This is a genomic window from Streptomyces sp. NBC_01384 (genome assembly GCF_045040035.1).
GTDB lineage: Bacteria > Actinomycetota > Actinomycetes > Streptomycetales > Streptomycetaceae > Streptomyces.
On record NZ_CP109559.1, the window covers coordinates 3,276,477 to 3,290,307 of the forward strand.

Here is a 13,831-nt window from a genome sequence, read left to right on the forward strand (position 1 = left end):
CTGGCGATCGAGCGCTCCATCCCAGATACGGGCAGAAGTAGTGGGCGGTTCACCATGGGGGAGGTCAAGTCAAACACTCCCCGGCGAAGAGCCGGGGCTCGTCGCTCTGTTGAGCGCCGCGCCCGCGTTTGACCAGCCCTAGTCATCACCACGGGGAGGTGCCACCTGATGACTACGTTTTCCGCAGGACAGAAGATCCACCCCGCCGTGCTTCCTCAGCGGCGGGCTCTGGAATCCGTGAGAGCAGACAACCCGGGGAGTAGGGACGAAACGGCTCACGGACGCTGCGGCCTGACCGCGGAACCGAGCGGGAAACATGGGCGAGGGGAGATCCTGCCGATCGGCACTCATGCGGCAGGACGTCACCCTGACACCGCGTCAGCGGGGGAGGGAGCGGCCCGTGAGGGCCACACCACCGTGTTCGTTCTCGACCAACACCATCAACCGCTCATGCCGTGCTCACCCGCACGCGCCCGCAAGCTCCTGAAGCAAGGGCGTGCAGTGGTGCACCGGCAGACTCCCTTCGTCATCCGACTCAAGGACCGCACCGTCGCATCCAGCGAGGTGGACGGTATCGAGCTCGGCATCGACCCAGGCAGCAAGGCCACTGGAATCGCGGTGTTCCGCACGGTCGAGACACCCGAGGGCAACGCTCGCTATGGCGTGTTCGCCATGGAACTCGGTCACCGAGGCATCCAGATCCGTGACAGGCTCACCGCGCGCGCCGCGGGGCGGCGGCGACGCCGCTCAAGCAACCTGCGCTACCGCGCACCTCGCTTCGACAACCGCACCCGTCCGGCAGGCTGGCTCCCACCGTCCTTGCGACATCGTGTGGACACCACCGCGTCATGGGTGGACCGCCTCACCCGCTGGATCCCTGTCCGCGCGGTTCATGTGGAGCACGTCGCCTTCGACACCCATGCCATGGCCGCTGGGAAGCCGCTGTCTGCGGCCGAGTATCAGCACGGGACGCTTCATGGCGTGGAAATCCGCCAATACCTACTGTCGAAGTGGCGCCGCACCTGTGCCTATTGTGGCGCGACCGGCGTGCCCCTCAACATCGACCACATTCACCCACGCTCACGGGGCGGATCCGACCGTATCGCCAACCTGACCCTCGCCTGCGTACCCTGCAACCAGCAAAAGAACGATCAGTCAGTGGCGGACTTCCTCAAGGGCAGACCCACTCTTCTCGCGCAGCTCCTGGCACAGGCCAAGGAGCCGCTGCACGACGCGGCCGCGATGAACGTCACCCGCGACGTGCTCGTCAACGCCCTCCAAACAATCTGCTTCGACGTGCGTCTGTCGTCGGGCGGTCGTACTAAGTGGAACCGCCAGCGGACCAACACGCCCAAGACCCACACATTGGACGCACTGTGCGTCGGCGCCGTGGACACGGTCCTCCAATACCCACGCGCGATCCTTTCTGTCACGGCAACCGGACGCGGGGCCTATCGCCGCACCGCCTGCGACCGATTTGGATTTCCTCGCCGCACCTTGCCCCGCACCAAACAGCACTTCGGATACGCCACCGGCGACCTCGTACGCGCGAACGTGCCCAGCGGCAAGAACCAAGGTGTCCACACCGGCCGCGTCGCCGTCCGCACGAGCGGCAGGTTCAACATCAAGACCGGTCGCGGTCTGGTCCAAGGTGTCTCTCATCGTTGCGTTCGTCTCCTTCAACGGGCCGACGGTTACGCCTACACCACCCGCCCAGAAGGAGTGCCCCATGCCCGCTGAACTCTGCAGCCGCGCGCAGGGGGCGGTGCCCCCCGGCCTCAAGGTGAACGTGCCCACACGGGAGCCCAAGTGACATACCCGCCGAACGGCAGGGCGGCGCCTCCGGGGCCACAGGGACCACCGGCGACGCCCACGATGCCGGCCGTGCCACCGCAGGCCGGCCCCCCGGCGTCACAGGCCAGGCCCGCGGCACCGGACACGGCACCCGCCCGCCGCACCGCCTGGGCGGAGGGCGTGGACCGCCTGCGCGCCGCGGCGACGACGGAACCGGGCCGGCTGCGCATCATCGGCGCCGTCCTCGCCCTCCTCGTCGTCGCGTTCGGCACGGTCACCGCCTGGCAGATGACGCAACGATCGAGCGCCGCGGACGACGTGCTGCACAGCAGCCAGCCGCTGAGCGCCGGCGCGGCCGACATCTACCGCTCACTCGCGGACGCCAACACCGCGGCCTCCAGCGGCTTCCTCGCCGGCGGCCAGGAGACGGCGGCCACCCGCGACCGCTACGAGCAGGACATCAGGACGGCCGCACAGGGGCTCATCACCGCCGCCGCCAACTCCGACCCGGGTTCCCCGTCCGCGGACACCATCGCCGAGCTCAACAAGCTGCTGCCGGAGTACAAGGGCCTGATCGAGCGGGCCCGCGCCAACAACCGGCAGGGTTATCCGCTCGGCGGCGCGTATCTGCGGTACGCGAACGAGAAGATGCAGCAGCAGATGCTCCCCAAGGCCGAGGAGCTCTACAAGCGGGAGAACGCGCGGCTGAGCGCCGACTACGCCGACGCGAAGCCCTACCCGTGGGCCGCGATCGGTCTGGGCGTGCTCACGCTCGGCGGCCTCGGCTGGGCCCAGCGGCGCCATTACCGGCGTACGAACCGGGTGTTGAACCAAGGACTGGTCGCCGCCACGGCCGCCTCCGCGGTGGTGCTGCTCTGGCTGGTGGTCGGGCACAGTGTGGCCCGGGCCGGACTGAACTCCTCGTACAACCACGGGGTTCGTTCGCTGAACGTGCTGCACGACGCGCGGATCGCCTCCCTGAAGGCTCGCGGCAACGAGAACCTGACGCTGGTCAACCGGGGCGCGGAGACCAAAAAGGTGTCCGACACCCAGGTGATGGACCTCTACGACTACGACTTCCAGCAGGACATGAAGACCCTCACCAAGGGCCTGGCCGTGGCCGCGGGCCTCGCCGACGACACGGCGGGCAAGAAGCCCGTCGAGGCCGCGACCGCCAACATGAAGGTCTGGAAGTCCCGCCACCAGGAGGCCCGCGCGGCCGACGACGCCGGTGACTACCAGGGCGCCCTGAACAAGGTGATCGGCTCCACGGCCGACAAGCCGACCGGCGAGTGCTTCGACGGCGTCGACACCAACCTCGCGGCGGCGCTGACGCACGAGGAGAGTGAGTTCGAGCAGGCCGCCGGCGACGGGCGGGACGCGATGACCGGGCTGCCGGCGGGCGCGGGGGTCCTCGCGGGTCTGGCCGCCGCCGGCGCGCTGCTGGGCATCGGACGCAGGCTTTCGGAGTACCGGTGAGAGGGGAAGCGGTGAAAGGGGGCATGGCGGTGATCGCACGACGTCTGAGGGCGAGCCTGAGGGGCTGGGGCGGCGTGGGCGCGATGGCCCTCGCCCTGGTCGTCACGGCGGTCTTCGCCCTGCTGCTGCCGCTGAGCAGCGCCCGTGGGGACGGGGACAGCGATACGGACACAGGCGGCCCGGGCGTGGCCCAGGGAACGCAGGCGAAGGCCGACACCTGCACGAAACCGCAGGACCAGAGCCTCACCCCGTCCGGTGACGAGAGCGGCACCACGATCGCGGCGATCAAGCAGCGCGGCTATCTGTCGGTCGGCGTCGACCAGAACAGCTACCGCTGGGGCTACCGCGATCCCAACAACACGGCCAAGAGCAGCGACCTGGAGGGCTTCGACATCGATCTCGCGCGCGAGATCGCGAAGGAGATCCTCGACAACCCGAACGCCGTCCGCTTCCACGCCATCCCCACCAACCAGCGCATCCCCGCGATCAAGTCCGACCAGGTCGACATGGTGGTGCGCACCATGACGATCACCTGCGAGCGCCTCAAGGAAGTCGCCTTCTCCGCCCCGTACTTCCTGACCGGCCAGCAGGTACTGGCCCCCAAGACCTCGGGCATCAAGGGGTACGACAAGACGCTGACGGGGAAGCGGATCTGCTCGGCGGCGGGCTCGACGGCGTACGACAAGCTGTCGGCCGACAAGAAGGAGGGCAGGCTCGTCTCCTCCGCCGACATCTCCACCACGGTGCCCAACCAACTCGACTGCCTGGTAAGGCTGCAGCTCGGACAGGTCGACGCCGTGGTGACCGACGGCGCGCTCGCCGCGAGCCAGGCGGCGCAGGACCCGACGGTCGAGCTGAAGGGCAAGACCTTCACCGAGGACTACTACGGCGTGGCGATGAAGTTGGGCGCCGACGATCTGGTACGCCGGGTCAACCAGGTGCTCGTGGACTACCGCAAGAACGGCGGCTGGCAGGCCTCGTACGACAAGTGGCTGTCCGCCACCCTGAAGGCGGACTCCCCGTCGGCGACCCCGCCCACGGCGCATTACAAGTAACGAAGAGAGCGAGAGGTGATCGATGGGCGTCACGGGACCCCCCGGGCCGGTGATGGACCGGGACGAGGTGGACCGTGCGCTGGCGCGGCTCGGCGCGGAGCACGAGGCCATCGAGACCTCGCTCCTCGCCCTCCAGGACCACGCGGGCCGCAGACTCCTCGAAGGCGCCGAGCTCACCGGCACGACCAAGGAGCGCTGGGCGACCGCGGAGGCGTCGATCACGCTGCTGTGGGCGTACTTCGACGCGTACACGGACGCGCTGCGCTCCGGCCGCGGCATCCGTGCGCGGCGGCGCTGGTCGAGCCGTGAGGACCTGGTCGAGCTGACCGAGTTGCTGCGCGGCGCGAGCATCACGGTCGCCGGCTCGACCACCGCGACGGCGAACGCGCCGACGCTCTCCGGCACCGGCAGGCTCAGCGAGCAGTTCTCGCTGGCCGCGCTGGTGGAGCGGATGAACGAGCTGTACGCGTCCTCGCTCGACATGGTCGTCGCCGCGGACGCCGTCTGGTCCGCGCTGCCCGCCCGGATCGATTTACTGGCCGCGGAGCTCCAGCGCACCCGCCAGCTCGCGCACTCCGTCGGTGTACGCCCCGGCGAGCATCCGTCGGGCGACGACCTGGAGCGGATCACCCGGACGCTGACCACCCTGCGCGAGCGCGTCGTCTCCGACCCGCTGGCCTTCTGGGTGCCCGCGCAGGGGAGTTCGGCGCCCGGCGGCGGACGCCCGGACACGACGACGTACGACCGCGAGGCGCGCGCCCTGGAGGACGTGCGCCGGGAGATCGACGCGGTGCTCACCGTCCGGCAGGACGCGGAGGCGCGGCTCGTACGGCTGCGGGACGTGCTCAGCCGCGCCGACCGCACGCTCGCCGAGGCGCGCAGCGCCCGCGGTGAGGTACTGGCGAAGATCGCCGCGTCGGAGGTGCCGGCCGTGAGCGGCCCCCCGACGGCGTTGCAGGAGCAGCTGGCGATGGCAGCGGAGTACCGCAGACACGCCCAGTGGCACCGCCTCTCGCCCCTCCTGGAGGCGCTGGAGGAGAAGGCCGAGGACGAGCTGCTGCGTGCCCGTGAGTCGTTGACCGCGGTCACCGCACCGCTGGCGGTCCGCGCGGAGCTGCGCGGCCGCCTCGACGCGTACAAGGCGAAGGTCGCCCGGCACGGCCTCGCGGAGGATCCGTTCCTCATCGAGCGCTATGACGCGGCGCGCCGCATGCTGTGGAGTGCGCCCTGCGATCTGCGGGTGGCGGAGGATGCGGTGCTGCGCTATCAGCGGGCCGCCGCCGATCTGCTGAGCCCGCGGGTACCGGAGCAGGGCGGGCCCAGTGACCGTGTGGACCAGAGGGGGCCCAACGCGTGAGCGTTAAAGGTGATGCAGTGAGTCAGCAGCCTGCGGGGCAGCAGAACTGCCAGCGGCCCGGTTGCTCGGGGTCGTACGAGGACGTGGGCGGCGGCGAGCTGTACTGCGACACGTGCGGCCTGGCTCCCGTCGTCTCGGCGAACGGGTCGGTCGGCTCGCCGCCCACCGGGATCACGGCGGGCGGCAAGGGTTCGCGCGGCTCCAGCAGCAGTTCGCGGGCGAGTTCCCGCGGCTCCGGCTCCACCTCCCGTCCGTCCTCGCGCTCCGCCCAGTCGCGGCGTTCGGTCTCCGGGCGCCTCTCCCGCTCGGTCTCCGGCAAGTCGACCGGCCGCTCGGTGTCGGTGCGCAGCTCGGGTTCGACCGCCGCTTCCAGTGGGCGCGGGCGGCTCGGCGCCGGTCTGGTGCAGGTGCCGGACGTGCCACGGCCCGACCCGCGCGCCATGGTGCTGGAGAACCCGGAGGTGCCCGAGCGGAAGCGATTCTGCTCGCGTTCCGACTGCGGGGCACCGGTGGGGCGTTCGCGCGGTGAGCAGGCCGGGCGCACCGAGGGGTTCTGCACCAAGTGCGGCCACCCGTACTCGTTCGTGCCGAAGCTGAACACGGGCGACATCGTGCACGGCCAGTACGAGGTGGTGGGCTGTCTCGCGCACGGCGGGCTCGGCTGGGTCTACCTCGCCGTCGACCGCGCGGTCTCCGACCGGTGGGTGGTCCTCAAGGGCCTGCTCGACACGGGCGACCAGGACGCGATGGCGGCCGCGATCTCCGAGCGGCGCTTCCTCGCGGAGATCGAGCACGCCAACATCGTGCGGATCTACAACTTCGTGGAGCACCTGGACCAGCGGACGGGTTCGCTGGACGGGTACATCGTCATGGAGTACGTCGGCGGCAAGTCCCTGAAGGAGATCGCCAACGGGCGGCGCACGGTGGACGGGAAGCGCGATCCGCTGCCCGTGGAGCAGGCCTGCGCGTACGGCATCGAGGCCCTGGAGGCGCTCGGCCATCTGCACAGTCGCAATCTGCTCTACTGCGACTTCAAGGTCGACAACGCGATCCAGACCGAGGACCAGCTCAAGCTGATCGACATGGGCGCGGTGCGCAGGATGGACGACGACGAGTCGGCCATCTACGGCACGGTGGGCTACCAGGCCCCTGAGGTGGCGGAGGTCGGCCCGTCGGTGGCGAGCGACCTCTACACGGTCGCCCGCACGCTGGCCGTGCTGACCTTCGACTTCCAGGGGTACACGAACGTCTTCGTGGACTCCCTGCCCGACCCCGACAACATCGACGTCTTCCGGACCTACGAGTCCTTCTACCGGCTCCTCGTCCGCGCCACCGACCCCGACCCGGCCCGCCGGTTCGCCTCCGCGCAGGAGATGGCGGAGCAGCTGACGGGGGTACTCAGAGAGGTCGTGTCCCTCCAGACGGGACGGGCCCGCCCGGCCCTGTCCACCCTGTTCGGCCCCGAACTCAAGGTCACGGACACGGAGTTGTTCACGAAACTGGACGGGGATGTCTCGCGGCACGGGGCGCGGGCGGTGCCCGTACGGGGGAATGGACGGGGGAACGGACGGTGGAAAAAGAGCGCGCCCGCGCTGCCGACGGGTGCAGGCGGCGCTCCGGGCGCAGGCGGCACTCCGGGCGCAGGCGGGAGGCCTGCCCTCCTCACGGCCCCGGCGCCCACCCCGGCCACCCCGGCCACCCTGGTCAAGTCGCTCAACGCCGCCGCCACCGCCCTCGCGCTGCCGGTCCCCCGGGTCGACCCGGGCGACCCCAACGCCGGTTTCCTCGCGGCGCTCATGGCGTCCGCGCCCGCGGAGCTGATCACCGCGCTGCACGCGGCGCCCACCGGCTCCCTGGAGCTGCGGCTGCGCGAGCTGCGGGCCCGGCTGGAGATGAGGGAACTGGCCAGTGCGGGCAGGGCGCTCGAAGCGTTGGAGGCGGACCACCCCGACGACTGGCGGGTGGTCTGGTACCGGGGCGTCGCGGCGCTGGCGACCGGCGAGTACGAGACCGCGGCGCTGTCCTTCGACGCCATCTACGACGCCTTCCCGGGCGAGCCCGCGCCCAAGCTGGCCCTCGGCCTGTGCGCGGAGGTGCTCGGCCAGCTGGACAACGCCGCCGAGTACTACCGCCTGGTGTGGACGACCGACCCCAGCTATGTGAGCTCGGCGTTCGGCCTGGCCCGCGTCCAGCTCGCGGCGGGCGACCGCCGTGGCTCCGTACGCACCCTGGAATCCGTACCGGAGTCGTCGATCCACTACACGGCGGCGCGGGTCGCGGCCGTACGGGCGCGGCTGCGGCAGCGGCTGGCCGAGGAGGCGGCGGTCGCGGCGTTCCTGGACGACCTGACCGCCGCCGCGGGCCAGGTCGAGGCGCTGGACGGATACGGTCTGGACGCGGTGCGACGCGAGCAGTTGTCGACGGAAGTCCTCGGCTGCGCCCTGGACTGGGTACTCTCCGGTAGCCAGGGTTCCGCCCCGCACGCCGACGGCGGACGGGTGCTGCTCGGCAGTGAACTGGACGAGCGTGGGCTCCGCTTCGGTCTGGAGCGTTCGTACCGCACGCTGGCCCGCCTCGCGCAGGGCGGCGAGGAGAGGATCGACCTGGTGGAACGTGCCAACCGTTACCGCCCCCGGACGTGGGTGTGATTGATGTCCCAGATGCCCCAGCCGACGGCCCTTTCGCGGTGCCCCAGTTGCGAGGAGCCGCTGGAGGCGGGTGACCGTTTCTGCGGTGCGTGCGGGTACGACCTGTCGGCGGTGCCCGCACCGCCCGAGGACCACCCCACGATCACCATGAACGGCACGTCGGCGCGCCCTCCCGCGGCCGCGGGTTGGCCCCTCGCGCCGGAGCCGGCGAGCTCCCACACGCCCGCGCCGGTGCACCGGGCTGCCGACATCCAGGGCATGGATTCGGGCGGTTCCGAACTCCCGCACCCGGACACGGAATCAGAATCGGAATCGGAATCCGAATCGGCAGGCATACAGCCTTCAGGCGTACGGTTCGACCGGCCCTCGGAGCCCGACGAGTACCCGCTGGCTCCCCCGGCGGGAACCCCTGCCGGAGCCCCCGCCCGGCCCGTCACCGATCCGCGCACCGCCGAACTCACCCCGCCCGCCACTCCCCCCGCAGGCACCAAACTGTGCGTCGCCTGCCGCTCCGGCAACGTGGACAGCGACGGCTACTGCGAGAACTGCGGCCACGCACAGCCGCGCGAACGGGACCACATGGAACAGGAGTTGGGCGCGGTCGCCGCGGTCAGCGACCGGGGTCTGCGCCACCACCGCAACGAGGACGCGTTCGCGGTCTCCTCGACCGCGCTGCCCGACGGCTCCCTCGCGGTCGTCGCGATCGTCTGCGACGGCGTCTCCTCGGCGACCCGCCCCGACGAGGCCTCGCTCGCCGCGTCCCGCGTGGCCAATGAGGTACTTCTTGCGGCCCTGCCGCTCGGCACCCACCCGCAGCAGGCCATGCACGAGGCGATCCTCGCCGCCGCGGAGGCCGTCAACTCGCTGGCCGAGGCGCCCCCCGCGCACGAGGAGCACGCCCCGCACCAGAACGCGCCCGCCTGCACGCTCGTCGGCGCCGTCGTCACCCCCGCCCTGCTGATCGTCGGCTGGGTCGGCGACAGCCGCGCCTACTGGGTCCCCGTCGACCGGAGTTCACCGCCCGCCCGGCTCACCGAGGACGACTCCTGGGCCGCGCAGATGGTCGCCGCGGGCCTGATGAGCGAGGCGCAGGCGTACGCGGACGAGCGCGCCCACGCCATCACGGGCTGGCTCGGCGCGGACGCGTACGAACTGGAGCCGCACACCGCTTCCTTCAAGCCGGACCGGCCGGGTGTAGTGGTGGTGTGCACCGACGGACTGTGGAACTACGCGGAGGCGGCCGAGGACATGGCCGAGGTCGTGCCGCTCGACGCCGCCGAACGTCCGCTGCACAGCGCCCAGGTACTGGTCGGCCACGCCCTGGACGGCGGGGGCCACGACAACGTAACAGTGGCCGTCGTGCCGTTCCCCGCCCCGTCGCAGGGGGCAGGATCGGCCTGAGGCCGCGAAACCGCAGAACACCGCAGAACCCCGACAATGGAGTCGGCCTCGGACCGGAGGGGACCGGTCCGGAAAAGTCATCACCCCCGTAGTACCGGGGGCCTTGAGGGGGACGAAGAAGGCATGGCCAATTTCTCGAAGTCGAACGCGCCGCAGTTCTCGGTCGACGTCTACCAGAACGAGTACCTGCCCGAGGGCGGCCGCGAGGTCAACGCGATCGTCACGGTGAGCGCCACCGGCGGTGGCACCATCGGGAGCGCGGTCGGAGCGCCACACCTGTACGCGGCGGGGCAGGGCCCGGACGCGGCCGTGGCGATCATGGTCGACTGTTCCGGCTCGATGGACTACCCGCCGACCAAGATGCGGGGCGCCCGCGAGGCCACGGCCGCCGCGATCGACGCCCTGCGCGACGGCGTGCACTTCGCGGTGATCGGCGGCACGCACATCGCCAAGGAGGTCTACCCCGGCAATGGGCGCCTCGCGGTGGCCGACGCGGCGACCCGCGGGCAGGCCAAGGAGGCGCTGCGCAGGCTGAGCGCGGGCGGCGGTACGGCGATCGGCACCTGGCTGCGCCTCGCCGACCGGCTGCTGTCCTCGGCCGAGGTATCGATCCGGCACGGCATCCTGCTCACCGACGGCCGCAACGAACACGAGTCGCCCGAGGATCTCAAGGCCGCCCTCGACTCCTGTGCCGGACGTTTCACGTGTGACGCGCGTGGAGTGGGCACGGACTGGGAGGTCAAGGAGGTCACCGGGATCGCCTCGGCGCTGCTCGGCACCGCCGACATCGTCGCCGACCCCGCCGCCCTGTCCGCCGACTTCACGCAGATGATGGAGACGGCCATGGGCAAGGAGGTCGCGGACGTCTCCCTCAGGCTGTGGACACCCGTCGGCACGGAGATCAAGTTCGTCAAGCAAGTGGCCCCCACGGTCGAGGAACTGACCGACCGTCGCACCGAGTCGGGCCCGCGCTCCGGCGACTATCCCACCGGTTCCTGGGGCGACGAGTCCCGCGACTACCACGTGTGCGTCGAGGTCCCCGCGGCCGGCGTCGGCCGGGAGATGCTGGCCGCCCGGGTCGCGCTCGTCGTCCCGCAGGGTGACGGCAGCGTCCACAACCTCGGCGCCCAGGGTCTGGTACGAGCGGTGTGGACCGACGACATGGCCGCCTCGACGTCGATCAATCCGCAGGTCGCGCACTACACAGGTCAGGCGGAACTGGCGCAAGTCATCCAACAAGGACTCGATCTGCGCAAATCGGGAGATGTCGACGGGGCAACAGCCAAGCTGGGCCGGGCCGTTCAGCTCGCGAACACGTCGGGCAACGCCGATACTGCGAAACTGCTTGCGAAGGTGGTGGACGTGGTCGACGCCGTGGCAGGTACTGTGCGATTGAAGGCAAGGGTCGAAGAGGCCGACGAGATGACCCTTGAGACACGGTCCACAAAGACTGTTCGTGTAAAGAAGTAGCGAGCCCGGTTTCCACGAGGAACTGGAGAAACCCGGTCACAACGGCCGGAAAAGGAGAGAGGGAAGCGCCGACATGCCGACCTGCCCGAACGGACACCAGTCGGGTTCCGACGACTGGTGCGAGGTCTGCGGTCACCGCATGGCCGGTGCCGTGCCTCCGCTCCCTCCCCCGCCGCCGCCCGCCGCCGGTTACGGCTATCCGCCGCCCGGCTCGCCCCCGCCGTCCGGTCCCGGTGGCCCTGGTGGCCCCGGTGGGCGCCCGCACCTTGCCGCCGTGCCCAACGCCGAGCCGGAGCTCTGCCCGCAGTGCCGCACGCCCCGTGAGGGCGGTGCGCCGTTCTGCGAGGAGTGCCGGTGGAACTTCCTGACGAACACGGCGACCTCGTACACCCCGGCGGCGCCGCGTCCGCAGTCGCCCGCGCCCGGGATGCCCAATCCGGCGCTGCGGTTCCAGCAGCCCCCGCCAGGGCAGCCCACCGGTCCCGGAGCGGGCCCCCGTCCCGGTCCCGGAGGCGGTCCCGGAACCGGTCCCGGTCATGACCCGTTCGAGTACCAGAGCTCCCGGCCCTCACAGATGAACCGCCCCGCGGAACCGATTCCGCCATACGGGCAGGACCCCTCGGGCTACCGCGGCGATCCGTCCCGTCCGGGCGGTCCTGGCGGTCCTGGCGGCTTCGGCGGCGACCCCTCGCGTCCGGTTCCGCCGCCGCCCGGGCCCACGCCCGGTGGTCCTGGCGGTCCTGGCGGTCACGGTGGTCCTGGCGCCCCGCAGGCCTTCACGCAGCAGCCCGCCGCGCCCGCGTTCCCGCAGCAGGGCCCGCCGGGGCCCGGCGGCCCGCAGTCCGGGGGCCCGTCCTTCGGCGGCGGTGACGACGACTGGGTGATCTCCCCTCCGTCGGGCGGTTCGCCCGGCGGCCCGGGCACGGGTCAGGTCGGCGGCTACGGCTATCCGCAGCCCGGCTCGACCCAGGCCCCGCCCGGCCCCGGTCCCGCCTACCAGCAGCAGCGGCAGCCGCTGTCCTGGTCCGCGACGATCGGCCCCGACCGCGAGTACTTCATGGCGATGATGCAGCGCTCCGGCCCCGAGGCCGCGGGCCTGAACCTGCCCGCGTACTCCCCGGAGCAGCAGCGCCCGCTCACCGGCAACCAGATGACGATCGGCCGCCGCCGGCACTCCACCGGCGACACCCCCGACATCGACCTCTCGGTGCCCCCGGAGGACCCGGGCGTCTCGCACCAGCACGCGGTCCTGGTCCAGCAGCCGGACGGCAGCTGGGCGGTCGTCGACCAGAACTCCACGAACGGCACCACGGTCAACGGCGGCGAGGAGCCCATCCAGCCCTTCGTCCCGATACCGCTCCAGGACGGCGACCGGGTGCACGTCGGCGCCTGGACGACGATCACCATCAGGCTCGGCTGACGGCAGGGGCTGACGGCAGGGGCTGACGGCAGGAGGGTCTACGGCAGCGGCCAGGCGTACGGCCCCTTGGGGTCGTCCAGCCACGCCCACGCGTCCGCGCCGCTGACCGTGACCCCGTACCGCTCGCGCACCGGCCGGTTCTCGCGCTCCCACAGCACGTACGCCTCGTAGGGATCGAGGCTGTGCGCCGTCAGGGTCAGCAGAAACCGCAGCAGCTCGTCGCCGCGGGCCCGGCGCGGCAGCCCGCCCAGGCGCTGCGGCTCCGGCGGCTCGGGCCGGGTCTCGCCGCGCAGGGGGACGAAATAGGCGGGCGTGTGCAGGAAGTGCCCCTCGGCGTGCCCGGCGTCCCGGACGCGCAGCGCGATCAGGCCGGTGGCCAGCGGCGCGAGGATACGGGCGCCCGGGCGGCACTGGGGCAGCCAGGGGCGCGGTATCGAGGTCAGCGTGCAGGTCGCGATGATCCGGTCGAAGGGGGCGCGCTCGGGGACCCCGCGGGCGCCGTCGCCGGTGACGACGGCCGGGAAGTACCCGGCGGTGGCCAGGTGCTGCCGCGCGGACTCGGTGATCTCCGGGTCGAGGTCGATCGTGGTCACCAGGCCGTCGCCGAGGCGGTGGGCGAGCAGCGCCGCGTTGTAGCCGGTGCCGGCGCCGATCTCCAGGACGGCGTCCCCGTCCCGTACCTCCAGCGCGGTGAGCATCATCGCCATCAGCGACGGCTGGCTGCTGGAGGAGACCAGCTCGCCGTCGCGCACCCGGGTGGCCAGCGGGGCGTCCGCGTAGGCGCCGCGCACCCAGCGTTCCCGGCTGCGAGGGTCGGGGTCCTCGCCCCACACCCGCTCGAAGCCGTCCACGGCGCCCACGTAGTAGTACGGCACGAAGAGGTGGCGCGGGACGTCCTCGAACGCCTCCCGCCAGACCGGGTCGGCGGCCCAGGCCCCGCTTCTGTCGATCTCGCGCACCAGCGCCGCCCGCGCCAGGGCGGCGAGGTCGTCGAGGTCGCGGTCGTGACCGTGGTCACGGTCACGGTCGTCGCCGTGGTCACGGTCGCGGTCGTGGCCCTGGTCGCGGTCGTCGCCGTGGTCACGGTCGTGGTCACGGTCGTGGTCGAGAGCGTGGGTGCTCATACCTCCACTGTGCGGCGCGACGGGCCGCGAGGCGAGCGCCGACCCGGCCGATCGGGTGCGGACCATGAGTGGTCCTAAGCCTT

The 13,831-nt window shown here is 71.5% G+C and carries 9 protein-coding genes; 8 read left to right on the top strand and 1 reads right to left on the bottom strand.

The window, feature by feature from the left end:
- The first annotated feature begins 417 nt into the window (after positions 1-417).
- The 8 genes from iscB (at position 418) to OG747_RS14925 (ending at position 12,624) form a co-directional block, all read left to right on the top strand.
- Positions 418-1,740 (top strand): RNA-guided endonuclease IscB, encoded by a 1,323-nt coding sequence (gene iscB / locus OG747_RS14890; protein ID WP_405879807.1) that lies wholly within the window; start codon positions 418-420, stop codon positions 1,738-1,740.
- 135 nt (positions 1,741-1,875) lie between these two features.
- Entirely contained in the window at positions 1,876-3,273 is a 1,398-nt protein-coding gene (locus OG747_RS14895) for a hypothetical protein (RefSeq protein WP_405879808.1), read from the top strand.
- 23 nt (positions 3,274-3,296) lie between these two features.
- Positions 3,297-4,328, top strand: a complete 1,032-nt coding sequence (locus OG747_RS14900) for a glutamate ABC transporter substrate-binding protein (RefSeq protein WP_405879809.1) — start codon at positions 3,297-3,299, stop codon at positions 4,326-4,328.
- A gap of 22 nt (positions 4,329-4,350) precedes the next feature.
- The gene (locus tag OG747_RS14905; protein WP_405879810.1) at positions 4,351-5,685 is read left to right on the top strand and encodes a hypothetical protein; all 1,335 of its coding nucleotides are present in this window, start codon (positions 4,351-4,353) and stop codon (positions 5,683-5,685) included.
- A gap of 17 nt (positions 5,686-5,702) precedes the next feature.
- Complete coding sequence (locus tag OG747_RS14910) at positions 5,703-8,333, top strand: tetratricopeptide repeat protein (RefSeq protein ID WP_405879811.1); 2,631 nt, start codon at positions 5,703-5,705, stop codon at positions 8,331-8,333.
- The gene (locus OG747_RS14915; RefSeq protein WP_405879812.1) at positions 8,334-9,734 is read left to right on the top strand and encodes a protein phosphatase 2C domain-containing protein; all 1,401 of its coding nucleotides are present in this window, start codon (positions 8,334-8,336) and stop codon (positions 9,732-9,734) included.
- 123 nt (positions 9,735-9,857) lie between these two features.
- Positions 9,858-11,204, top strand: coding sequence for a VWA domain-containing protein (locus OG747_RS14920; protein ID WP_405879813.1), 1,347 nt, complete (start codon positions 9,858-9,860; stop codon positions 11,202-11,204).
- 73 nt (positions 11,205-11,277) lie between these two features.
- Entirely contained in the window at positions 11,278-12,624 is a 1,347-nt protein-coding gene (locus tag OG747_RS14925; RefSeq protein ID WP_405879814.1) for an FHA domain-containing protein, read from the top strand.
- 38 nt (positions 12,625-12,662) lie between these two features.
- Here OG747_RS14925 and OG747_RS14930 read toward each other — a convergent pair whose 3' ends face one another.
- A complete protein-coding gene (locus OG747_RS14930) occupies positions 12,663-13,748 on the bottom strand; it encodes a methyltransferase domain-containing protein (RefSeq protein ID WP_405879815.1) in 1,086 nt (361 codons plus the stop codon).
- Positions 13,749-13,831 lie beyond the last annotated feature (83 nt).